This is a genomic window from Limnochorda sp. L945t (assembly GCF_035593305.1).
Lineage (GTDB): Bacteria > Bacillota > Limnochordia > Limnochordales > Geochordaceae > Carboxydichorda > Carboxydichorda subterranea.
The window spans coordinates 2,539,358-2,562,706 of record NZ_CP141615.1 but is presented as its reverse complement, the minus strand read 5'-3'; the positions used below and the strand labels follow the sequence as shown (position 1 = coordinate 2,562,706).

Sequence of the window (23,349 nt, the reverse complement as noted above, 5' to 3'; positions counted from 1 at the left end):
GGGAGAGTGGCAAAGATCGGTCGGCCCGCCGCAAGCCGCCCGGTCCCGGGGCCGCCGACCCCCGGTGAGGCTGGGGTCAGCCCTGGCGGCCACCACGGCCAGGAGCCTCCTTCGGGGCCGGTCGCAGCGTTCTTGCTGCGGGCCACGCACCAGGAGGAGCGCCTGCGCGACGCCATGCTGAGCGTGCTGTTGCACGCCTTCCCTTCCTGGGTGACTCCGGACCATCTCACCGTGCTGCGCGCCCTTCTGTCCGCGGGCGCTGTCGCACTGTGGGCGTCGGGGGCGCCGCTGCGCCCGGTGCTGGGGATCCTGGCGGGCGCTGCCCTCACCGATTTCGTCGACGGACCCCTGGCGAGATGCCGGGGAAGGACCGGGGGCAACGGAGGCCGCCTCGACCAGCTCGCGGACGTCGTGCTGGGGATCAGCCTGGGCGTGCTCGCCCTCGGCGAGGGTCTCGTCGGCCGCGCCCTGGTAGGGGCCATGGTGCTGCCCGAGGCTTTGTCCGCGGCGGGCTCGGCCTTCCGGCGGGCGCCCCTCGCCGCCCGGCCCACGAGCCTGGCGCGCCTTCAGTTCGTGCTCGTGATCGTAGGATTCTGGGTGACGCTCCTGGGCAGCAGCATGCGAAGCGGTTCGGTCGCCGGCGCCGGGCGAGGCCTGCTCTGGGCCGAGGCGGGCATTGCCTGCGTGCTTGCCGTCCTGCGCCTCGGCGGCTGGTACCCCCAGCGCCCGCTCGGGTGAACCCAACCATCCACGGGGGGCTTGGCATGGAGCAGCAACAAGGACCGACGCGGTTCCCCGGCGCTCCTCCGGAGCCCGGCGAAGGAACGGAGCGCCGGATCAGCGCCGCATCCTTGCACGAGTTTTGCCGGGCGGCGTTCGAGAAAGCCGGGCTCGACGCCCAGAGCGCGGCCATCGCCGCCTCGGTGCTGGTCAAGACGAGCCTGTGGGGGATCGACACCCACGGGGTGGCGCTGCTTCCCGGCTACGTGAAGCGCCTGCGGGACGGCACGGTCAAGGCGCGACCCGAGCTTCACCTGACGGTGAGCGGCGCCTCCACGGCCGTGCTCGATGCCGACCGGGCGCTCGGCGTGGTGGCCGCGTATCGCGCCATGGAGCAGGCCATCGACATGGCCCGCCAGTCGGGGGTCGCCCTGGTCGGGGTGCGCCGGTCCACCCACTTCGGCGCCGGCGCGTTTTACGCCATGATGGCGCTGGCCCACGACATGATCGGCGTGGCCGGGAGCAACGGGCCGGCCGTCATGGCGCCCCACGGCGGGGCGCGGCGGGCCATGCACAACATGCCTCTCGCGGCGGCCGTGCCGGCGCTCGAGGAGCCACCGATCGTGATGGACTTCGCCATGAGCGTGGTGGCCATGCGCCGCATCGCGAGAGCCGCCGAGGCAGGCGAGTCGATCCCGCCCGGGTGGGGCATCGACCCTGCCGGCCGTCTCACGACCGACCCGCGCTCGGCCCTCGAGGGGGCGCTGTTGCCCCTCGGGTACAAGACCTACGCACTGGGCATCCTGGTCGACGTGTTGTCGGGGGTCTTGACGGGGGCCGGGTTCGGCGCGCTCATCCCGCCCGAGGGCCACGACACCGGCCATTTCCTGATGGCCATCCACGTGGGGTCGTTCATGCGCCCCGAGGATTTCAAGCGGCGGGTCGATCAGCTCATCCGCCAGCTGCGCTCGGTGCCTCCCCAGGACGAGCGTTGGCCCGTGCGGGTGCCCGGAGAGGGCGGGGCCCGGCGCCAAAAGGAGCGGCTGGGCTCGGGTATCCCGGTGCCCGCCGGGCTGTACGAGCGGTTGGAAGCGCTCGCCCGGGAGCTGGGGTTGGCGCCTCCTGCATGAGCGCCTATCCCGGCCTCCCTCCGGCGATCCTGCTCGAAGGGCGACCGCACCGCATCGAGGTGCGGGTGGCACCGGTAAGGCACACGCAGGTCATCCACGTCAACGGGGCGCTCTGGGTGCTGCTCTCCGGCACGGAGCGCCGCAGCCCCGAAGCCGTGCTGGAGACGTGGCTGCGGGAGCGGGCTCGGGCCGTCATCTACCGGCGGCTGGCCGACCTGGCCGGCCGGCACGGGTTTCGCTACCGGCGGGTCTTCATCCGGGACCAGCGGACCCGGTGGGGCAGCTGCTCCAACCGTGGCAATCTGTCGTTCAACTTCCGGCTGATCATGGCGCCGCCCGAGGTGCTCGACTACGTCATCCTACACGAGCTCGTACACCTGCGGGAACCCAACCACTCGGCCCGCTTCTGGGCGGCGCTCGCCCGGCTCTGCCCGGATTACCGGGAGCGGCGGCGCTGGCTGCGGCGCAGCGAGCGCCAGCTGATGGACGCGCTCGGCCGCCGGTGATCAGCGCCGCCAGGCCACGCTCCACAGGTCGTCGGGGTCGACGCAGACCTCTCCGCAAAGGGGTGGCGCCGGCACCACCCCGATGAGGCGGCCCGCCTCGCGTCCCCGGGCGTCGTAGAGCACCAGGTCTCCCCAGTCGCGAGCCACCCGCCACCGCCCGTCCGGGGACCAGAGCTCCTTGGGCCTGCGAAGGCCGCTGCCGAGGGGCATCAAGACGGCATCGGGCCGGCTGGCCCGCAGCGAGTACAGCCCCCGGGCTGCCAGGCCCATGGAGGCGACGAGCTCGGAGAGGGAGCCGCGCACGGCCTTGCGGTCTTCCACCGTGCCCAGGAAGCTGAACACCACGCGCCGGGTGCCCGCCGCCACGTCGATGCGCTGGACGCAGTTGGTCGTTTGCCCGTCCCCGCCGAACTCATAGGTCCACAGCGACCGCCCGTCGTCGCTCCAGGCGAGCGGCCAGCCCCCGTAAAACTCGCCGGGCTTGCCGCACAGTCCGGAGTCCTCCGGCGGCAAAGCCTGGAGCGGCTCGGCGCGCCCGTCGGCCCTGGCCATCTCCCAGCCGGACCACTCTACTCCGGTGAGCGCCCATGCAACCCGGTCACCGGCCGGGGCGACCACGAGCCCCGTCAGGTGCTGGACCCCCTCGCCCACGCAAGCTGACTCGACGCTGCGCACCGTGCGGACCTCGCCCGAGGCGAGGTCCAGGCTGAACAAGGTGACCGTCTGCCGGCCCTTCACGCATGGCGATCGCCGCACGCCGAACAACCGGCCGCCCTGGGGCGCGAGCGCGACCTCGAAGACGTCTTCCCCGGGCTGTCCCACCGCGGTATAGCGAGGCCCTACCTCTTCACCGGTCGGCGCCCGATCGAGGCTGAAGCCAGGGAAAAGCACGACGGTATGACGGGTCGCCACCGCGATGGGTCCTGGCATCCAGGAGAGCTCGGCTGCCTGTGCCGCAGGCGCGCCCGTCGCGTCCGGGAGGGCAACGCCCAACAGAAGGCCGATGGTCGCGACGGCCGGCCCAACGGCAGCCACAGGACGCGGCATGACCGTACCCCACCCGCCTCCCACCGTACCCGGCTGCCTGCCGGGTTTCACCACCGCTCGTTCCCAGGCGACTTTACGACCGCGGCCGCACAGGATCAAGGGGAGTCGGGCGATTTGTAGCAAAACTGCATCCATCCGGACAAGGTGAGAAGGAAGGCTTCGTACGGCCTCGAACTCCTGCCCGGGGAGACGGACGAGACATGGGTGCAACCGAAGGTGCGTGGGTGCTCGGTGTAGACGGGGGCGCCTCGTCGACGCGGGCGGCGGTGGCCGACCTCGAGGGCCGCGTGCTGGCCAGGGCGGCGGCCGGCCCATCCAACCACGTGCGCGGCGAGGCCGGCCGGCTGCGGCTGCGCAAGGCCCTGGAGGGCGCGGTGGGAGGGGCGCTGGCGCACCTCGTCTCCGAGGGCGCGGGCTCTCGGCTGGAGTGCTTGCAGGCCGTTACTCTGGGCATGACCGGTGTCAACCCCGGGACCCCGGAGGCCGGGAGGGTGGTCGAGGAGCTCCTGCCTCTCCTGCCGTCGAGGGCGCTCGAGGCGGGCCTGCGCGCCCGGATCGAGGTGGTATCGGACGCCCGGACGGCTCTCGAGGGCGCCACCGAGGGCGAGCCGGGCATCCTCGTCTACGCCGGGACCGGTTCGGTCGCCATGGGGCGTAACGCAGGCGGTGCCATCGCCAGGGCCGGGGGATGGGGGTACCTCGTCGACGACCAGGGAGGCGGCTACACCATCGGCCGGCACGCCCTGCGGGCGGTCTTCCGGGCGGCCGACGGGCGAGGCCCCGAGACCCGGCTGACCTCGCTGTTGCTCGAGCACTTCCAGGTGGAGGATCTCGACGAGCTGGTCCGGGTCGTGTACACCAACGACGGCCTGGACCGCCCGGCGGTCGCGAGGCTGGCCCGGCTCGTGGCCCGAGCGGCGCAGGAGGGCGACGAGGCGGCCCTGGCCATTTACCGGCACGCTGCCGGGGAGCTGGCGGGGCTGGCGGCGGCCGTCGCCCGGCGCCTCGAGATGGCGGCGCCGGCCGTCTACCACTCGGGCGGCGTGTTCGCCGCGGGGCGGCCGGTGTTGGAGCCCTTCGAGCGGGCCGTGCGGACCGCGCTTGCGGGGTCGAGGGTATGGCCGGCCCGCAATTCCCCGCTGGTCGGGGCGCTTCTCATGGCGTACCGGCAATTGGGTCATCCGATCACGCCCGATCTCGCCTCCCGGCTCCGGGCGCAGCTCGATGCTCCCGGCAGTGCTTGAACCCAGTCTCCCGGCGGAAAGGTGCGAAGCCCTCGCGTGGACTCTCAGGACATGCTCCAACGACTTTACGGGCAACTCATCGTCTCGTGCCAGGCGAGGCCCGACTCCCCGCTGCACGGTTGGGTGTTCATGGCGGCGATGGCCAGGGCGGCAGAGCAGGCGGGCGCCGGGGGCATCCGGGCCGACGGGCCCGAGGACATCCGGGCCATCCGGGCCGTCACCACCCTTCCCATCGTCGGCATCTACAAGCGCCGGGACCTGGACCCCGAGGTCTACATCACGCCGCGCTTCGAGGAGGCCCGGGCCGTGCGGGAGGCGGGGGCCGACGTGATTGCGCTCGACGGGACGGCGAGGCCGCGGCCCGGCGGGCAGACGCTGCCCGAGCTCATCCGGCGCATTCATGACGAGCTCCCCGGGACGCTGGTGATGGCGGACATCTCGACGCTCGAGGAAGGGTTGGCGGCCGAGGCAGCAGGGGCCGATATCGTGTGCACCACGCTGTCGGGATATACTCCCTGGTCTCGCCGGCAGGAGGGTCCCGACCTCGACCTGGTCTCCGAGTTGGTACGAGCCGTCCGGGTCCCCGTCATCGCGGAGGGACGGTACTGGCATCCCGAAGAGGCGGCCGAGGCTCTGCGCAGAGGCGCTCACTCGGTGGTCGTGGGCACCGCCATCACCAACCCGAGGGCCATCGCGCGGCGCTTCGTGGTGGCCATGCAGCAAGCGGCAAAAAGCCTGCGTGAGTCCGCGTCAGACATCCAGGGGGGCCGGCATGCCTTCGAAAACTGCTCAACGGGCTGAAACCACCGGCGCGCCCGGGGCCAGCCTGGCGCGCGTCCGGGCCGCGCTGCACCAGCTGCCCGACGGGGAGCGCCGGGTGGCCCAGCGCGTGCTGGAAGAGCCGGATCGCGTGGTCTACCTGCCCATCGCGGAGCTCGCCCGGATCACCGGGGTGAGCGAAGCCACGGTCGTGCGCTTTTGCCGGCGCATAGGGTACGACGGTTACGGCCGGTTCAAGATCGCGCTGTCGCGAGAGCTCTCCCAACCCCTGCCGCGCCTCATCGACGCGATCGGGGCAGGCGACTCCGTGGCAGAGGCGATGGGGAAACTGTTCGCCTCGTTTGCCCGTACCCTGGAAGACGTCCAGGCGCTCCTCGACCCCGAGCAGGTGCAGCAGGCCGTCGGCCTGCTCAGGGGGGCGCGGCGCGTGGAGATCTACGCCTCGGGCGTCTCCGGGTTCGCCGCGCTCGATGCCGAGTACAAATTCAGCCGGCTGGGCCTGCAGGCCGTTGCCCGGACGGACCTCCACAGGCGAGCCCCGTCGGCCACGTTGGTGGATGCGCACACGGCGGTACTCGCCATCAGCCGGTCGGGGGAGACCAAGGACGTGGTGGTCGCCTGCGAGATCGCCAAGCGGCGGGGCGCGGCGCTGATCGCCATCACCACCAATCCCCGCTCCCGCCTGGCGCGCCTGGCCGACGTCGTCTTGCCGACCGTGGGCGAAGAGCTTCCGCCGGCCACGGGCATTCCGGCCATCCTCGCACAGGTGACGGTCACCGCCGCCCTCTTCGTCGCGCTGCTCGTGAGCGACTACCAGGGCAGCCTGCGGCACATCCGCGACACGGCGGAAGGCCTGCGGGCCATGCTCGGCTGAGCCGCCGCGTTCGAAAGGGGTGGACGCCCTTGGAGCGTGAGCCGTCTCCGTGTGAGCTGCGCGCGGGTAGCGCCGAGCAGGCGGGGTTCGACCCCGCACGCCTGGAGCGGGCATTCGGGCTCGTGGAGGAGTTCGTCAGCTCCGGCCGCATTCCGGGAGCCGTGGTGGCCGTGGGACGCCGGGGGTTGCTCGTGGGGCCTCGCGCCTACGGTTGGGCGCAGGTGGTACCCGAGCACGAGAGGCGCCCCATGACGAACGGGACCGTGTTCGACCTGGCTTCCCTCACCAAACCGATGGCGACCGCTCCATCCATCCTGAAGCTGGTCGAACTCGGCGTCCTCACGCTGCAGGATTCCGTGGCCCGGTGGCTCCCGGACGTCGCCGCCGGCACACAGGGCAGGCAGTGGGCTCACCGAGTGACGCTGTGGCACCTGCTGACCCACACGAGTGGCCTCCCGGCTTACCGCAACCTTTACGCCGCGGGACAGGGGCCGGCGGAGGTGCTCGCAGAGCTCGGCGAGACGCCCCTGTCTCGGCCGCCCGGCGTGGCCGTCGAGTACTCGTGCCTGGGATTCATCCTGCTCGGAGAGATCGTGAAGCGGGCGTCCGGGGAGCCGCTGGACCGTTTCGCCGAGCGCCACTTCTACCGTCCTCTGGGCATGGAGCACACCCGGTTCAACCCGCCTCCAGGATGGGCCGGGCGGTGCGCCGCCACTGAGCGCTACCCTGACACGGGCGAGGTAGCCGTCGGGCGCGTGCACGACCGCAACGCCAGGGCCATGGGGGGTGTCAGCGGCAACGCGGGGCTCTTCTCGACGGCCGAGGACGTGGCGCGGTTCATGGCGATGATGCTTTGCGAGGGGATGGGAAGCAAAGGGCGCCTGTTGGAGGTCGAGACGGTGCGGGAGATGCGCCGGCTCCAGACGCCGGGCCTCAACGAGCCCCGTGGCCTTGGCTGGGTCGTGCGGGACGGCGACCCTCGTGGCTCGGGCGGGAGGCTGCTCTCCCCCGAGGCGTTCGGGCACACGGGCTTCACCGGCACTTCGGCCTGGGCCGACCCGGTCACGGGCGCCTTCTTCGTCCTCCTGACCAACCGCGTCCACCCGACCCGGGACAACACCGCCCACCTGCAACTGCGACCATGGTTCCATGACGCGGCGGCCGCCGCCGTGGTGGATGCGAAGTAAAGCTACGTTTCCAGCCTACTTGAATGAAGGAATGTAACGTCCTCCGTCGTACCTTCTCCATCGCCGGCATACGCGAAAGCGGGCTCAGGCTCATCCGGGGGCCGGTGATAAGGAGAGCGACCATCGAATGCCGCAGGAACCGTTGCGCATGGGCGTCGTCGGCGTGGGCCTCATGGGAGAGCGGCACGCGCGCGTGATCGCCCGCATCAGGGGCTGCATCCTGGCAGCGCTCGCGGACGTCGACGAGGAGAGGGTCCGGCGCATCGCCGGGGAGCTGGGAGCGGCCGCCTACACCGACTTCCACACCATGCTGCGGGAGGCCGAGCTCGACGCGGTCTCCATCTGTCTTCCGGACGACCGGCACCTCGAGGCCGCCCTTGCCGCAGCCGCCGCAGGCAAGGCGATCCTGCTGGAGAAGCCCATCGCTACCCGCGTGGACGAAGCGGTGGCCATCGTCGAGGCGTGCCGGCAGGCCGGGGTCATCCTGCAGGTCGGCCACTTGCTTCGCTTCGACAACCGGTACGCCTCGGTGAAGCAGGCCATCGATCGGGGCGACCTCGGCGAGATCGTCCACATCACCGCCCACCGCAACAGCCCCTGGACCCAGGGGCCCTCCCGTTACCGGCCGGGGACGTCGCTCACCATGCACGTCGCCGTGCACGACCTCGACCTGGTCAACTGGTACACGGGTTCGAGGCCCGTGCGGGTCTATGCGGAGCGGGTACGCAAGCGCCTGCGGGATCGGGACATGGACGACGCCGTGACGGCGATCCTGCGGTTCGAAAGCGGGGCGGTCGCCACGTTGCAGTATTCCTGGGTGCTGCCGGCTCGCTCCGTGACCCAGCTGGACGCGCGCCTGGAGGTGCTGGGCACCAGGGGCATGGCGACCGTCGGCACCTACCACGGGCAGTCCGTCCTGGTGGCCACCGACGACGGGGCGGACGCGCCCGACGTCCACCACGGGCCCACTCTGGCCGGGCAAGTGAAGGGGGACGTGCGGGAGGAGATCATGGCGTTCGTCGAGACCGTCCTGAAGGGGGGGAAGCCGCTCGTCGACGGGGCCGACGCGTTGCTGGCCGTTCAGGAGGCGGAAGCGATCGAACGCTCCCTTCGCCTGGGCACCCCGGTCCTCCTGGACGAAGCCCGAGCCCGGTAGCCTCGCAGCCGGTACTCCCTTAGCCGTACCGTACGAGATCTCGAAAGGGGAGGCGCTTCGATGACAACCACGGGCACCCCATCTTTCGACCGGCGAAGGCTCTTGAAGTCGGCCGTCCTGGCCGGTGCGGCCGTTGCAGCCGCGCCGTACTCCAAGACGTTTTCCGTCATCACCCACGCCGCCGGCCTCAAGACGCTACGCGCGGCGATGCAGACCAACCCACCTACGCTGGACCCCCACAAGACGACCGCGTCGGCCACCCAGCAGATCGCCGTCCACGTCTTCGAGCCGCTCGTCGCCTTCGCCGGCGACTACAGCCAGATCGTGCCGGTACTCGCAGAGTCGTGGGACGTGAGCTCGGACGACCGGGTCTATACGTTTCGCATCCGCAAGGGAGTGCGGTTCCACAACGGCCAGCCCCTGCGGGCCCAGGATGTGGCGGCCTCGCTCGAGCGCATCGTACGGCAGTCCGCCATCAAGGGTTACTTCGAATCCGTCGACGACATTCGCGTCCTCGACGACTACGCGGTACGAATCGCTCTCAAAGCGCCGGACGAACTCCTCAGCATCATGGCCATCCCCATCACGTGGCAGGCCATCATGCCGAAAGAGATCGTGGAGGCGGCCGGTGCGGACGAGCTCAAGATTCCCAACCTCATCGGCACCGGGCCGTACATGCTGGCCGAGTGGAAGCCCGACGTCCACGTGCTGCTCAAGAAAAACCCCTACTACGTCCCGACCGGTGGGGCGCCGAGCGGGTTCGCAGGAAACAAGGCGGCGTTGCTCGACGAGATCCGGTTCTCGCCCATGAAAGAGCCGGGCGCCCGCATGGCCGCGCTGCAAGTCGGGGAGTGCCAGTACGCCGAGAACCTTCCCATCAGCGCCAGGAGCACGCTCCAACAGGTCCAGGGCATCGCCCTGCATGTGGTCAAGCCCCAGTGGGCGCCGGCGCTCGAGTTCAACCACGTGGAGGCGCCCACCAACGCCGTGAAGTTCCGCCAGGCGGTGCTCGCCGCGCTCGACATGGAGGTCATCATGCGCACGGTGGCCATGAACGACGCCACCTTCTACCGCCTGCAGCCGTCCCGCTTCTACCCGGAACAGAAGGCATGGCACTCCGTCGCCGCGCAAGAGCTCTACAACCAGCATGACCCGGCGAAGGCAAAGCGGCTGCTGGAGGAGGCCGGGTACGACGGGAGCGAGATCGTCTTCCTCTCCAACCGCGACTACGACTGGATGTACCGGGCGACCCTGGCCGTGGTCACGCAGCTGAGCCAGGTAGGGATCAAGGTGAAGCTCGAGTTTTCCGACTGGCCCTCTCAGATCGGCAAAGCACTGACGCGCAAAGGGTGGCACATCAACCAATCGGGCTGGTCGTTCAGCTTCGATCCGATCCAGCTCAGGGCGAGCCTGCTGAGCGGCGCGTCCTACGGCTACGGCTACAGCGACCCCCGCATGGACCAGGCACTGGACGCCGTGATGAGGCACCGGCCACAAGCCGAGCGCAAGAAGATCCTCGACACCATCCAGCGCCTCGCCTATGAGACGGTGCCCAACATCCGCCTGGGGGACCTCTTCGGGCTCGAGGGCACCCGTACGGACGTCCAGGGATACGAGCCGTGGTACGTGACGCCGCGCTTTTGGAACGTGCAGCGCGGCTGAGATGGGGCAAGGTGAGGGTGAGCGATGGGGTTCCTGACCCGGCGGGTGCTGGCCTTCGTTCCCATGTGGCTGGCCGTGGCGCTCGTCTCGTTCGGGATCATGGTGCTGGTACCCGGGGATCCTCTGGTCTCCATCCTGGGGCCCGACGCGTCGCCGGGTGCACGGGCTCAGATGGCGGCCCAGCTGCACCTGGACAGGCCGTTCGCGGAGCGGTTCGGGCGTTGGGCCCTGGCGGCCGTGCGCGGGGATCTGGGCGAGTCCATCTTCCTGGACCGCCCCGTGACCGAAGCCATCGCCGAGCGAGCGCCCGTGACCCTGAGCCTCGGCCTGGGGGCGCTGGCGGTGGCCGTGCTCCTCGGCGTTCCTTCGGGAGTCGCCGTGGCCCTGTCCCGGCGAAAAGGGTTGGACACCCTGCTCACCCTCGTCTCCATGCTGGGGCTTTCGACGCCGGAGTTCCTGCTGGGCCTGCTCCTGATGTACGCGCTGAGCGTCGGCCTGGGATGGTTCCCGAGCGGCGGCTACGTGGCCCTGACCGAAGACCCGGCGCAGTGGCTCCGGCACCTGGTGCTGCCCAGCTGCGTGCTGGGTTTCATCAACGCGGCGCTGGTTGCCCGCATGACCCGCTCGACCCTGCTCGAAGTCCTGGGAGAGGATTACATCCGGGTGGCTCGCGCCAAGGGGTTGAAGGAATGGGTGGTCATCGTCAAGCACGCGCTGAGAGTGGCGATGCCACCCATCGTGACCGTCATCGGCTTCACGGGCATGCTGGTGGTGGCGGGAGCTTTCGTGACGGAGATGGTCTTCAGCCTTCCCGGGCTCGGCAATCTGCTGGTGTCGGCCGTCATGCGACGAGACTATCCCCTGGTGCAGGGCGGCATGCTGGTGGTGGCGACGGGCGTGCTGCTGCTCAACTTGCTGGTGGACCTGTTGTACGCCTGGTCCGACCCGCGCATCCGGTATTCGTGAACGGCGTCGGAGGGGGAAAGCCTTGGCAGCCGTCGAGGACGTGGCGAAAGATGGCGCCGCTGTACGCGCGCAAGCTCGCAGGGCGAGCCCCCTGTGGGTTGGGTTGGTCTTGGTCGGGGCGATCAGCGGCGCGGCGATGGTCGGGCCATATCTGACGGGAAGTTCCCCGACGGACATGAGCCTCGACTTCCTCGCGCCCCCCTCGGCGGCCCATCCCTTCGGTACCGACAGTTTCGGGCGCGACGTGCTGGCCCGCCTCTGGTACGGGACGCGCATCTCCCTGGTGGTCGGGCTCGGTACCATGGTCACGACGACCGTGCTGGGGACCGCGGTCGGGCTCCTGGCGGGGTACTACCCGCGCCTCGACGAGTGGCTGATGCGCACCATGGACGTTTTCATGGCGTTTCCGGCGATGCTGCTGGCCCTGGGGATCATGGCGGCCCTGGGCCGCACGTCGTGGAACGTGCTCGTGGCCCTCACCATCGTCTACACGCCACGCACGGCCCGCGTGGTACGGTCGGTAGCCCTGTCGGTGCGGCAGCTGGTCTTCGTCGATGCGGCCCGGGCGCTCGGGGCTCCCGACCGGCGGGTGCTCGTGTACCACGTATTGCCCAACGTCGTACCGGCCATCCTGGTGCAAGCCACGTTCATCTTCGGTTACGCCATCCTGGCCGAAGCCGGCTTGAGCTTCATCGGTGTGGGCATCCAGCCTCCGGTGGCGAGCCTCGGCAACATCCTCGGCGAGGCGCGCGTCTACCTGCGAGAGGCGCCCTGGCTCACCTTCCTACCCGGGATCTGGATCGTCCTGCTCGTCCTGGGCATCAACCTCATGGGAGACGGGCTGCGGGACACCCTCGACCCCCGTATTCGGCACATGGTCTGAGGAGCCGCCTGCGGCCCGGTGCGCCAGGGGGGCGTCCCCGGCCTCAGCGGGGGCGGGTTTCCAGCACCCACGCGGGGTCGAGCCCCATCGCGGCGGCGAGCCGCAGCCATTGCAGGCGAATCTGGTTGCCAGCGGCCGCCACATCCGACCTGGCCTGCTCGGCGGCGAGGGACGCCTGCTCTACGTCGATCGGCGTGGCCAGGCCCCGTTGCTCGCGGCGGAGAGCGTGCTGCAGGGTCTGTTCGGCCCGGGAAAGGGAGGCGCGGGCGTCGTCGGCGGCGGCGATCGCCTGCCCCAGGTCCCACCATACCTGTTCCAGTTCTCGGATGGCCTGCTCTTCCGCCGATCGAAGCCGCTGCCGGGCCGCTTCCAGGGCTGCTGCCGCCTCCTGCACGCCGGGGCTGGCGGCGGGCGCCCAGAGCGGTTGGGACAGGCTCATGGTCAACCTTGGGTCCGCCCGCTGGCCGGGTTCGAGGCCGGCCACGACTCCCGCCGACAACTGTACCGACGGCCCCGCGGCCTGGCGCGCCCGGGCGAGCTGCACCTCCGCCTCCTGCACGGCCAGCCTGGCGTCGGCGACGTCGGGATGGGCCTCGAGCGCACGGGAGTGCCAGGCTTGGATGAGCGCCTCCTCTTGCCCGGTGCTTTGCCAGGTGGTGAGGGCGTCGAGCCGGGAGCCGTCCTCGATCCCCACGAGGGAGGCCAGAGAGCGCAGGGCCCCCTCCCACCGCAGATCGTCTACCAGCTCGAGCCCCAGGGCTTCCGGGGCCGGGGGCGTGGTGGCGCCGGCGAAGCCCGGCAGCGGCAACCCTGCCGTGCTCGTGAAAGCCACGAGAGCGTCACGGGTGCGCCGCCACGCCTCGCGCAGCTCCTTGCGGGACTGCGCCAGGTCGTCCTGCGCCCGGAGCAGGTCCGCCGGCCCTCTCGCCCCCGCCTCGACGAGAGCCTGAGCTGCTTCGTAGCGCTGCTGGGCGAGGGCGGCCCGCCCCCACGTCGTGCGATAGGCCGCAAAGGCCTGTTGCAGGCCGTAGAACGTCTGGAGCGCGTCGACGGTGAGCTGCCGTTGCCGCTGCCCGGCGCGCACCCGGCGTGCCTCGAAGCCGGTGGGGTCGGCCAGCACGGGCGGCCACAGGGGACGGGTATACGTCACGCTCAGCTGCGCCGGCCGCCGATCCCACTGCCAGGGGTCGGATTGCGCCTGCCACGCGACCGAGAGATCGAGGCTCCAGGCTTCCGAAGAGGCAGGCCCGCCGGCGGTACCGGCGGTACCGGCCGCAGCGCTACCGGCCGCACCGGCACTCCCCTGCGCGCCGGCCATGGCCTCGACCGGGCTGGGGCCTTTGGACAGGGTCAACCCCACCTCTCCACCCGGCGGGCTCGCCGCAGCGTTGGGCTCCGGGCGGCCCTCGAGGTTTGGCTGCAGCGCCGCCGAGCCGTGGGCCGAGAGGACCGGCCGCTTTCGCTCTCCGTCGAGCCGCTCCTGCAGGAGGATCCGCTCCTGGTCGATCCGCGCCTGTACCGCGGCGGGCCCGGAGGAGAGCGCCGCGCGCAAGTACTCGGAGAGCCGGTAGGTCGTTTCGGAGGCTGCGTGCACGCTCCCGGCAGCCGGCGCCAGGATCGTCGTCGCTGCCAGAACGGCTGCGGCGATGCTACGCCGCCGGTCAGGGAAGGGCTGCCTCATGGCTCGACGCGCTCCCGGCCGTCCTGCCACGCCGCCATCCACTGTTTCAGCTCAGGCGGCAACGGCGGCAGCGGCGCCGTGGCGATCGCCCGCAGCCACCGCGCCTTCTGCAGGTTGTAGTCCCAGACGGCGCCGACCGCCTCCAGCCGGGCCGACGCGTCGTCCGCCTGCGCCTTCAGCAGGTCGAGCATGGCGATCTGCCCGGCGTCGTAGCGCGCCTGGGCGATGGCGAGCCGGGAGGCCGCCAGCTCTCGGGCCCGCCGCGTCGCCTCTACCTTTTGCCGGGCCGCCGAAAGCTGCACCCACTGCGAACGCACTTCGCCGGCCACCTTGTCCTGGGCCTGCTGCAGCTGCAGCTCGGCCCGCCGCAGGGCGAGCTTCGCGCGTTGGAGTTCGACGGGCGGGGTGTAGGGATTGTCGGAGGCCTGCACCTGCTCTCGAGCGAAACGCACGGCCGCCTCCGCCTCGCGGATTTCCCTCCGGTTGGCCAGGGCCGACTCGAGCCCCGCCTCGAGGTCCGGTTCGATGAGCTCGAGCGGCACGCTGTCCGCCGGAGTGAACGGAGCGCCCGGTTCCAGCCCCACCAGGGCGCGCAGCGTCGCCTGCGCCACAGAAAGCGCCCGGTTGGCCTGGTCGACCCCTTCCTGGGCGCTTTGGGCGGCGTCCTTCGCCTCGCTCAGTTCCTGGCGGGAGATCATCCCCGCCTTGAACCGCGCTTCGGCCAGCTGCAGCTGGCGGCGGGCCTGTTGGAGGGTCTGCGAACGCACGGAGAGGGTCTCGCGCTGGCGCAGGAGGTCGTAATACGACTCCTCGACCTGCACCGCCACGCCGTAAACCGCCGAGAGAAAGCCGTTGCGGGCCACCTCCCGGTCCTGGAGCGCCTGGCGCAACTCCCGCCGGGCCTGCCCCTCTGCCTCGCCCACCTGGGCCTCGGTCACGGCCAGGTCCTTCTCCTCGACCGCCACCCGGGCGAGCTCCACGTCGGCGGATCGGGCGAGCGCCCGGGCCAGCGCCTCGTTCAGCGTGAGGGAGACCGTGGGCGTGGCAGGGGTTCCCTCCTGGGCTGCCCGAGCGACCGGCACGGGGGCGGCGGTGATGGCCACGGCCAGGGCCAGGGCGCCGGCGCCAAGGAGCCAAAGCCCGGTGCGACGGGCGACGTCACGAGCCCGCATCGCTCACACCGCCTCGCCTTCCTGCGCCGGGACGGGGCCCGGGGCCACGCCGGCCGTATCCGCCATCACCTGGCGCAGGATCGCATCGACCGAGGAGGCCGAGGCGACGTCGTGATCCCCGACGACCCGCCCGTCCCGCAGCAGGATCAGGCGCCGCCCGTAGCGGGCCACCTCCGGGTTGTGCGTGACCACCACGATGGTCATCCCGTGCTCGTTGAGGTCCCGGAGGATCTGCATGATGGCCTCGCCCTGCCCCGTAGGCAAGTTGCCGGTGGGCTCGTCGGCCAGGAGCAGCGTTGGGCCGTTGGCGAGCGCCCGGGCGATGGCCACCCGCTGCTGTTCGCCGCCCGAGAGCTCCGACGGGCGGTGCTTGAGACGATGGCCCAGCCCGAGCTGCTGCAGCAGTTGCACTGCCCGCTCCCGGCGCTGCCGGCGTGGCACGCCCCCGTAGATCATGGGGACCTCCACGTTTTCCACCGCGGTCAGCTCGGGAAAGAGGTTGTAGCTCTGGAAGACGAAGCCAAAGTGCCGGTTGCGCACCCGGGAGAGCTGGGTGTCAGAGAGACGGGTCATGTCGACGCCCTCCAGGAGGTAGCTCCCCGCCGTCGGCCGGTCGAGCGCGCCCAACAGGTGCAGGAAGGTCGTCTTGCCGGAACCCGACGGGCCCATCACCATGATCATCTCGCGCTGGCGGATGGTCAGGGTGACGCCGGAGAGAGCTTCGACGGGCTCTCGCAGCGTGTAGTAGGTCTTGCCCAGGTTCTCGAGCCGGATGAACTCGCGCTCTCCGGCCTCCGCCGGCCGAGCGGTCGTTGCAGCGTTCGTCGCGTTCAACGGGATCGGCCCCCTTCTGGCGACAGCAGGATCTCCTTGCGGTCCCGGAATCCCAGGTACGAGCTGGTGATGATGCGTTCGCCCGCCTCCAGGCCCTCGACGACCTGGATGTAAGGCCCGTCCATCACCCCGTAGCGCACCGGCCGGCGCACGGCCCGGCGCCCGTCCGCACTGACGACGTACACGAAAGCCCCGTCCCCGCTGGTATAAAACGGCCCCCGTTCGACGGCGGGCTGCTCCTTCAGCACACCCGTCAGGATCTCCACTCCCACCGGGGCGAACGGTCGCAGGGGTGCCGCCTGTTCGAGCGCGAGGTGCACCATGACGACGCTCGCGTCGCCCTGGCGGGTCGCCTCCGGGGCGACGAACGTCACCCTGGCGGGGTAGGCCTTACCGTCGGCCGTCACCGTGGCCTGCTGCCCGGGGCCAACCTGGGAGGCCTGCAGCGCGCTCACGCCGGCCTCGACGTGCTGGCGTGACAGGTCCGCCACCCGTACGAGCTGGTCGCCCGGCTTCACCTCGTCGCCGGGATCGAGGTCGAGGGCGAGGATGCGACCGGCCACGGGCGCCCGCACGGTCAGGCGGGCCACCTGGTCCTCCAGGCGCCGCACGGCCCGGGTGGCGGTCTCCAGCTTGGCCTCGAGCTGGTCGAGCGTGAGGCGACGCTTCTCGTTGGCCAGCTCGAGGGCGCGTTGGGCGTCCTGTCGCTTACGGCGGGCGTCGTCAAGGGCCTTGCGCGCCTCGTCCAGTTCGGCCTTGGAGATGCCGCCGAGCTCGTAGAGCTTTTCCTGCTGGGGCAGCTTGCGGGCGGCCTCGGCTTCGACCCTGCGGGCCTCGGCCAGGGCAGCCTCGGCGTCGTCCACGTCGCGCTGAGTGGTGAGGTGGGCATCCTCCAGCGAGTACCGGGCGTTGATCAAGGCGGAGCGGGCCTCGTCCAGATCCTGGAGCAGCGACGGCGAGTCGAGGGTGACCAGCACGGTGCCTTTCGTCACGTCCTCACCGGCGCGGGCCCGTACCTCCTGCACCACGGCTGCCGCCGGAGCGGTCAAGGTGTACACCCGATCGGGCTGGACCTGTCCCTCGACCTGGATCAGGCGGCGGAAGTCACGCCGCGTCACCTCCGCGTACTCGTAGCTGTCGAGCACGTACGGCGGGTTCTGCCGGACGGCCACGACGTACCCGCCGCCGGCGAGCAGACCGAGGAAGGCTACGAAGACCAGGGCCAGGCGTGCCTGAGCGCTCCCCAAAAGCGGCCGACGGGGCGGGCGAGACCCTGACCCCCCTGCCGTTCCCGCCCCGCGAGAGGGCGGCGGGGTGGAGGGTCGCCCCTCCGCGAAGATCGGCCTGTCGTAGCGCGGCTGTTCGCTCAAGTGGCCCACCTTCAGGCGACCTCCCGCCATGCCTCGGCCGGCGCCGTGCGGGAGGCGTCCCAGGCCGGGTAGAGCCCCGCCAGCGTCCCGATGCCGAGCGCAAGCAGCAACCCGGCCGGGACGGCGATCATCCATCCGAGCGCCACGTAGGCCTCCCCGAGCCTTCCCCCGAGGAAGCTCACGGTCGGCAGAGCCGGCTCCAGCAGGCGCTCGATGGGCCAGGCCAGGAGGATGCCCACCAGGCCTCCCAGCCCGGACAAGACCAGGCTTTGGGCCAGGATCTCGCCGAGGACGCGCCGCCGGGTGGCGCCGAGCGCCCTGCGAAGGGCGATGGCCCGGACCTGCTCGGTCACGTTGACGAGCGAGACCGTCAGCACCGCGATGCCGCCCACGACGGCGGCGAGCAGCCCGACGCCGGCGGTCACGGCGACCTGCCAGGACAGGATGGAGCGCAGGGTGGAGCTGGTGAACGGCTCCCGCACGGTGAGTTCGTAGGTGCGCCCGGCGATGCGGTCTCTGTAGCGGGGATCGGCGGCTCGCTGCTCCACGCGGGGAGCGAGCAGCAGCCGCACGGACTCCTGCGCTTCCTGCACCCGCCCGGGCTTGGGCTTCACGTACAGCGCCGAGTACCGGGGTTCGCGGCCCGAGCCGGTCTCGCCCATGGCGGGGTTGGCCGTGGCGGGGAGCATCATCGGAAGATCCTGGAACACCGCGTCCCCCGTCAGGGGCCGGTAAACCCCCACGACCCGCAAGGACTGGGGCGACTGCTCGGAACCCTTCTGCTCCCCGGGCGCCGCGAAACCCATCAGCGCCATCGCTTCACGCAGCGGGCGCATGGTCAGCGTCTGGCCGACGGCCGCCTGGGCACTCCCGAAGAGCATCCGGGCCAGAGGCTCCGAGACCGCGGCCACCCGGGCCTCCCTCTCCTGGATGTCGGCATCCGTGAAAAAGCTGCCCGCCACCATCTCGAGCCCCGCGATGCGGGCCAGTTGCGGGGTGACGGCCGCGAACCCCCGCGTGGCGTAGACGTCCTGGCCGGCCTGCACCAGCACGATGGTCTGCGGGCTGAAGATGGCCGCGGCTTCCACGGCCTCCGCCTGGGAGACGACCACCCCAACGTCATCGGGCGTGAAGACGGGGATGGTCTCCTGCGTGAACTGGTTGACCTCCTGCCCGACCGCGCTGTAAGAGGCCTCGAGCAGCTGCGCCGAACCCATGCCCGTGCCCATGAGCGTCGGGATCCCGGTCGCCACGATGGCCACGACGGCCCCGACCGCGACCCCTATTTGCAGCACGGCCATGAGGCTGCGTCCCCAGTGGGCTCGCAGCACGTGGAAAATGACCTTCAAGCATGACCCCACCTTCCGCCTCGCCGGCAGGCTCCTACTCGCCCCGGAGCACCTCCGCGGGGTGTGTCCGCGAACTCACCCAGGCCGGGTAGGCGCCGAAGACCAGGCTCAGCAGCAATCCGGACCCGATCCCGACGGCAGCCCCGGCCGGAGTGAGACCGAGCGGGGGCATCTGGAGCAACTCCAGGAACTGCTGCATGCTCCCCTGGATCATCCCGTAAAGGCCGCCGAGGAGCGGCGCCGCCAGCGCCACTCCCAGCGCCGACCCGGCGATGCCGAGGATGATGGCCTCGAGCGCCGTCTGCACGAACAACAGCCGCCGGCTCGCCCCCAGGGCGACCGACAGGCCCAGCAACCGGCGGCGGCGCACCACCCGGGCCATGAACAGGTTGAGGATGTTGACCGCCGCGATGATCATCCCGAGGCTGGCGAGCACCATGGCGCTGACCATGAACGCTCGCTGGTTGCGGGTGATCTCTTCGAGCTGGGCGAGGGGCGAGTCGAGTTGCACCCGGCCCGCTCCGTACTTGCCGTCGAAGTAAGTCTGCAGCGCCTGGATGACCTCCCCGGTGCGGGCCGGGTCCTGCGGCACCACGGCGATGGCAGGGAGCACGTCGCTCAAAGCGCCCGAGCTTTGCGCCAGCGCGGTGTCGGGTACGTAGCCCAGGCCGCTGGCCTTGAGCTCGGGGGCAAATTGGGTGAGCGGATCGGCGCTGACCACGGCCACCACGCTCCACCGGGCCTTTTCGGTGGAGACCGTGTGCCCCACGACCTGGCCCGGCTCGAGCCCGGGGAAGAGCCGTTTGGCCAGGATCTCGTCGACCGCCATCACCTGCCGGCCGGCGTCGTAGTCCTCCCACGTGAACGGCGCTCCCGCCAGCGTGCGCAAGTTGAGATAGCCGAAGACGTCCGGTGTCGTGGTCCGCAACATCAGGCGTTCGGGCGGCCCGGCGCTCGGCCCGGTGGCCGCCCCTTGCCCGCCGCTCGCCGGCCGGTCGTTGTTCGCCGGAGCGGGGATCGTGGCGACGGGGCGGTCGTCGATCGCCCGCAACCCCTGGGGCTCGGTCATGCCGGTGGCCACGTACGCGATGCCGGGGACGGTGGACTTGACCGCCCGCAGGTCCGCCCGGGTGAGCTTCACGGGCTCCAGCAACCGGGGCTCGATCCGCTGCGCCGGCGGCGCCTGACCGCTGAAGAGGCTCTGCCAGTCGATCCCCTTGGGCCGCACCGTGATGGCCCGGAGGTCGGGCACCAGGGCGATCTGGCGGCTGGTGAGCGCGCCCGTGTAAGAGACGAAGGAGACCCCGGCCGTCAGCACGGCGCTGCCCACGGCAAGCCCCGCCACGATGAGCAGGGTCTCGAGCCAGCGGCTCTTGAGCTGGCGCCCGGCCAGCCCCAGTAGCCCTCCGACCGCCGGGCGTCCCGATACGGCCACGGGGCCCGCGCGGTACGCGTCGGCTGCCATGTCATCCATCCCGCCTTCCCGGAGGGTGTGTCACCTGACAGGCTTGGGCGGTTCACCCAGGGTCACGCAGGCGGCCGCGGCGGCGCGATCAGGCCCGCATCCTGCGGCCGCTGCGACGCCAGGCTAATCGCAGAACCTTACCGGCCGCTGTCGTCAAGATGAACGAATGCTTACGACCCGCGCACCGGCCGGCTCCGCGCGCGGCGCTACGGCCGCGAGCCGCCCGGCGAGAAACGCCGGCCGGGTGCGAGCTTCCCGAGAATGGCGGGATGACTGGCTCCGCTGGTCGATGGCACGTTGGCCGGTAGCCCCAGCGCGCTTTCGTCGCCGAGCACGGCCCAGATCACGGCTTCCCGGGCTTCGGAGGGCATCCCGAGTTGGTCGAGGAGTTTGACTTCGAGGCCGGGTAAGCGCTCGGCCAGCATGCGGCGCAGCGTCGGGTTGCTGGCACCGCCCCCGGTCAGGAACACTTCATGGATAGGGAACCTCGGGAAGACGAACCGCCGGTACTGGAAGGCGATCGACTCGGCCGTGTAGGCCGTGACGGTGGCCACCAGGTCGTCGTCCGTCAACCCGAGCGCTCGGGCCTTGCACACCAACTCCCGCGCCATGGGCAGGCCGAAGACCTCGCGACCCGTCGTCTTGGGCGGGGGGCGGTGGATGTAAGGGTGAGCCATCAACTCGGCGAGCAGGCCCTCGTGCACGTGGCCCCGTGCGGCACGCTCGCCGTCCCGATCGAACGCCTCCGCGCCGCCGGTGATGATGCTGACCACGCCGTCGATGAGCACGTTGCCCGGCCCCGTGTCGAAGCAGAGCAACGTGTCCCACGAGGCTCCGGGCCCGATGACCGTCGGGTTCGCGATGCCGCCGACGTTCTGGATGATGCGTCCTCGCTCGGGATGCCGGAAGAGCACCAGGTCTGCGAACGCGCTCAACGGCGCGCCGAGGCCGCCGGCGGCCAGGTCCGCGGAACGCAGATCCGAGAGCACCGGGATACCCGTGAGTTCGGCCAAGAGCGACGGCTCCATGAGTTCGACGAAGGCACCCCTGCCGGCGTTGTCGGGCCCCGGCGGTTCGTAATAGAGCGTGGGCCCGTGGACGCTCAACAGGTGGACCGATCCGGCCGCGGTGCCCGCATGCTCGAGAAGCTCGCAAACCGCGGCGGCAAAGGCTTCGGTCACGCCCACCATGGCCCGGGCGAGTGTGGCGCCGTCGAAGACGTTGGGCGGGTACAGGCGGAAAACGAGGTCCCGCAGCGCCCGAGGATACGGGACCGTGCGATACGCCTGAAGTCGCACCTGCCGATCCAGGGCCTGGCCGCGCGTGCACACCAGGGCTACGGTGACCCCGTCCGACGAGGTGCCGGACATGGCCCCCAGCACCAGACGCTCTTCCCGGGAGCGGCCGGCGACGGCCGCAAAGTAGGCCGGCCACCGGCCCCCCGGGTCGTCCTTCCCGGCGGGGCGGCACCAACGGCGCGGCCGCCGGCTCTTCGTCATCCCGGCATGGCCACCGGCCCTCTCAGCGGGCGAGGGTGCGGATCCAGGCCTCGTATTGCTCGAAGATCCGTTCATTGTGGCCCGGCTCCACCCCCTGGACGTTGGGCGAGACGAAGACGTCCTTTCGAACGCCCCGGGCCGCGAGCTGCTGGGCCGTCGAGGCCACCAGGGCCTGGGCGATGGCCACGAAGGCGACCGTGGAGGCGGCGGCCACAGGATGCTGCCAGCCCTCGACGACGACCTGGGCATCCTCCGGAGCGGTGCAGTTGTCGATCGCGACGTCCGCGACATCCGCCAGATGCTTTCCCGAGGAATGGGCGGGCCGGTGGGCGCGGGCGTTGGCGAGGGATGTGACGGCCACGACCGCACTCCCGCGCTCCCTGGCTCCCAGGGCCACCTCGACGGGCGCCGCGTTGAGCCCGCCGTGGGAGAAGACCAGGGTGACGTCGCCGGTGCCGAGCGGGTGGCTCTTGAGGAACTGCGCCACGTACCCCTCTTTGCGCTCGAGCCACAGGAGCTCCCGGGCCCCTCCCGGCCCGACCGGGCTGAACCACATCAGCCGGGGGTCGGTGAGGGGATAAAAACCCACGAAACTCCCGTATCGAGGGAAGACGTCCAGCACGGGGATCACGGAGTGGCCGCTCCCGAAGACGAAGACGCCGCGCCCGCCGGCGATGGCCGTCGCCATCATCTCGCCTGCACGGGCGATGGCGGGCGTCTGGGTTTCCCGGATGCGGGCCAGGATCGCCTCCACCGAGCGCAAGTAGGTCTCTGCTGCCACCGTCGATGGGGACATCGTCACCCCTCCTGCTACGGCCTTCGTCAACGCCGGGTTTCCAGGTAGTCGAGCGCCGAGCGCGCCGCACCCAGCAGGCCCGCGTCGCCTCCGAGCCCCGCCGGGGCGATCCGGACGCGCCGGGCGGACCACGGCTGGGCGAACTTCCGGACCGTGGCCTCCAGGTCGGCGGCGTATGCGCCCAGACGCAGCCCCACGCTTCCTCCCAAGAGCACCAGCGCCGGGTCGAGCATGGACACCACGTTGACCAACCCCCACGAGAGGTGCTCCAGGGCGTCCCGGACGATCGCGCCGCAATCGGGGTCGCCGGCCGCGGCCTTGTCGAACACCTCTTTGGATGGGACGGGGCGCCCGATCCTACGGGCAGCTGCCCGCTCGATGCCCGGCCCGGCGATGAGCCCTTCGAGAACGCCCATGCCTGAGAGCTCCGGGTCACGAACGTCCACCCGGGTCGGGACGCCCATCCATCCGGTGGCCCCTGCGAGGTTGGTGTGTCCACGGATGAGTCGGCCACCCGCGATGATACCGCCTCCGACGCCCGTGCCGACGACGAGGCAGACCATGTCCTCCACGCCACGTCCGGCACCGGCCCAGTGCTCACCGAGGGCCGCTGCGTGGCCGTCGTACTCGAGCACCACCGGCATCTCCAGCTCCTCGGCCAGCGCGCGGGCCAGCGGGGTGCCGTTCCAGCCTGGCAGGTGAGGGGCCCACTCCACCCGGCCCGACATGCGGTCGATGACGGCAGGCAGGCCCACGCCGACGGCGCCTGCGTCCGGTACGAGCAGGGGCCGCACCAGGTCCAGGAGCTGCCGGGTGAGGGCTGCTCCATCGTCCGGGGCTGAGACGGGTAGGGCCGCCCGCTCCACGACCCGTCCGTCGCGGGTCACCCGGGCGGCTCGCAACTGCGTGCCGCCGACGTCGACGGCTATCACGGACGTGGGCTTGTCCTGGGCAGGCATGTGGCTACCGGCTCCTCCTGCCGCGCCGCCCGGGCTCCTCCACGGCAGGCGATAACGGGTGCCGGGAAG

General features: G+C 71.0%; 21 protein-coding genes. 11 read left to right on the top strand and 10 right to left on the bottom strand.

Annotated features, from left to right (window positions below):
* The first annotated feature begins 6 nt into the window (after nt 1-6).
* Genes U7230_RS11880 through U7230_RS11870 form a run of 3 tightly spaced genes read left to right on the top strand, consistent with a single transcriptional unit; the run spans nt 7 to nt 2,356 of the window.
* Nucleotides 7-738 (top strand): CDP-alcohol phosphatidyltransferase family protein, encoded by a 732-nt coding sequence (locus U7230_RS11880; RefSeq protein ID WP_324716049.1) that lies wholly within the window; start codon nt 7-9, stop codon nt 736-738.
* A 26-nt stretch (nt 739-764) separates the two neighbouring features.
* Nucleotides 765-1,850 carry an Ldh family oxidoreductase gene (locus U7230_RS11875; RefSeq protein WP_324716048.1) on the top strand — a complete coding sequence of 362 codons (1,086 nt, stop codon included), beginning with the start codon at nt 765-767 and terminating at the stop codon, nt 1,848-1,850.
* Nucleotides 1,847-2,356: a M48 family metallopeptidase gene (locus U7230_RS11870; protein WP_324716047.1), complete on the top strand. Its 510-nt coding sequence runs from the start codon at nt 1,847-1,849 to the stop codon at nt 2,354-2,356. Before U7230_RS11875 ends, U7230_RS11870 begins: the two co-directional genes overlap by 4 nt.
* Here U7230_RS11870 and U7230_RS11865 read toward each other — a convergent pair whose 3' ends face one another.
* A complete protein-coding gene (locus U7230_RS11865) occupies nt 2,357-3,403 on the bottom strand; it encodes a hypothetical protein (RefSeq protein ID WP_324716046.1) in 1,047 nt (348 codons plus the stop codon).
* 200 nt (nt 3,404-3,603) lie between these two features.
* Here U7230_RS11865 and U7230_RS11860 point away from each other — a divergent pair, with 200 nt between their 5' ends.
* From U7230_RS11860 to U7230_RS11825, 8 genes are all read left to right on the top strand, one after another.
* Entirely contained in the window at nt 3,604-4,647 is a 1,044-nt protein-coding gene (locus U7230_RS11860; RefSeq protein WP_324716045.1) for a BadF/BadG/BcrA/BcrD ATPase family protein, read from the top strand.
* Between the two features lie 51 nt (nt 4,648-4,698).
* Complete coding sequence (locus U7230_RS11855; protein WP_404980675.1) at nt 4,699-5,448, top strand: N-acetylmannosamine-6-phosphate 2-epimerase; 750 nt, start codon at nt 4,699-4,701, stop codon at nt 5,446-5,448.
* Nucleotides 5,420-6,301 (top strand): MurR/RpiR family transcriptional regulator, encoded by an 882-nt coding sequence (locus U7230_RS11850; protein ID WP_324716043.1) that lies wholly within the window; start codon nt 5,420-5,422, stop codon nt 6,299-6,301. Before U7230_RS11855 ends, U7230_RS11850 begins: the two co-directional genes overlap by 29 nt.
* 29 nt (nt 6,302-6,330) lie before the next feature.
* Nucleotides 6,331-7,488 carry a serine hydrolase domain-containing protein gene (locus U7230_RS11845; RefSeq protein WP_324716042.1) on the top strand — a complete coding sequence of 386 codons (1,158 nt, stop codon included), beginning with the start codon at nt 6,331-6,333 and terminating at the stop codon, nt 7,486-7,488.
* Nucleotides 7,489-7,615: 127 nt separating this feature from the next.
* Nucleotides 7,616-8,644 (top strand): Gfo/Idh/MocA family protein, encoded by a 1,029-nt coding sequence (locus U7230_RS11840; RefSeq protein ID WP_324716041.1) that lies wholly within the window; start codon nt 7,616-7,618, stop codon nt 8,642-8,644.
* Between the two features lie 60 nt (nt 8,645-8,704).
* On the top strand, nt 8,705-10,306 hold the full coding sequence (locus tag U7230_RS11835; RefSeq protein ID WP_324716040.1) for an ABC transporter substrate-binding protein: 1,602 nt from the start codon (nt 8,705-8,707) through the stop codon (nt 10,304-10,306).
* Between the two features lie 24 nt (nt 10,307-10,330).
* Entirely contained in the window at nt 10,331-11,272 is a 942-nt protein-coding gene (locus tag U7230_RS11830) for an ABC transporter permease (RefSeq protein WP_324716039.1), read from the top strand.
* 22 nt (nt 11,273-11,294) lie between these two features.
* The gene (locus U7230_RS11825; RefSeq protein ID WP_324716038.1) at nt 11,295-12,155 is read left to right on the top strand and encodes an ABC transporter permease; all 861 of its coding nucleotides are present in this window, start codon (nt 11,295-11,297) and stop codon (nt 12,153-12,155) included.
* 43 nt (nt 12,156-12,198) lie between these two features.
* On the opposite strand, the gene U7230_RS11820 is transcribed toward U7230_RS11825, so the two are convergent.
* From U7230_RS11820 to U7230_RS11780, 9 genes are all read right to left on the bottom strand, one after another.
* On the bottom strand, nt 12,199-13,836 hold the full coding sequence (locus U7230_RS11820) for a TolC family protein (RefSeq protein WP_324716037.1): 1,638 nt from the start codon (nt 13,834-13,836) through the stop codon (nt 12,199-12,201).
* Nucleotides 13,833-15,008, bottom strand: coding sequence for a TolC family protein (locus U7230_RS11815; RefSeq protein WP_324716036.1), 1,176 nt, complete (start codon nt 15,006-15,008; stop codon nt 13,833-13,835). Before U7230_RS11815 ends, U7230_RS11820 begins: the two co-directional genes overlap by 4 nt.
* A gap of 3 nt (nt 15,009-15,011) precedes the next feature.
* The gene (locus U7230_RS11810) at nt 15,012-15,842 is read right to left on the bottom strand and encodes an ABC transporter ATP-binding protein (RefSeq protein WP_324716035.1); all 831 of its coding nucleotides are present in this window, start codon (nt 15,840-15,842) and stop codon (nt 15,012-15,014) included.
* Nucleotides 15,839-17,221, bottom strand: a complete 1,383-nt coding sequence (locus U7230_RS11805) for an efflux RND transporter periplasmic adaptor subunit (RefSeq protein ID WP_324716034.1) — start codon at nt 17,219-17,221, stop codon at nt 15,839-15,841. Before U7230_RS11805 ends, U7230_RS11810 begins: the two co-directional genes overlap by 4 nt.
* 2 nt (nt 17,222-17,223) lie before the next feature.
* On the bottom strand, nt 17,224-18,561 hold the full coding sequence (locus U7230_RS11800) for an ABC transporter permease (protein ID WP_324716033.1): 1,338 nt from the start codon (nt 18,559-18,561) through the stop codon (nt 17,224-17,226).
* A gap of 34 nt (nt 18,562-18,595) precedes the next feature.
* Entirely contained in the window at nt 18,596-20,026 is a 1,431-nt protein-coding gene (locus U7230_RS11795; protein ID WP_324716032.1) for an ABC transporter permease, read from the bottom strand.
* A 206-nt stretch (nt 20,027-20,232) separates the two neighbouring features.
* A complete protein-coding gene (locus tag U7230_RS11790; RefSeq protein ID WP_324716031.1) occupies nt 20,233-21,525 on the bottom strand; it encodes an anhydro-N-acetylmuramic acid kinase in 1,293 nt (430 codons plus the stop codon).
* Nucleotides 21,526-21,547: 22 nt separating this feature from the next.
* On the bottom strand, nt 21,548-22,321 hold the full coding sequence (locus tag U7230_RS11785; RefSeq protein WP_324716030.1) for an SIS domain-containing protein: 774 nt from the start codon (nt 22,319-22,321) through the stop codon (nt 21,548-21,550).
* A 26-nt stretch (nt 22,322-22,347) separates the two neighbouring features.
* Nucleotides 22,348-23,280: an ROK family protein gene (locus tag U7230_RS11780; protein ID WP_324716029.1), complete on the bottom strand. Its 933-nt coding sequence runs from the start codon at nt 23,278-23,280 to the stop codon at nt 22,348-22,350.
* Between the last annotated feature and the right edge of the window lie 69 nt (nt 23,281-23,349).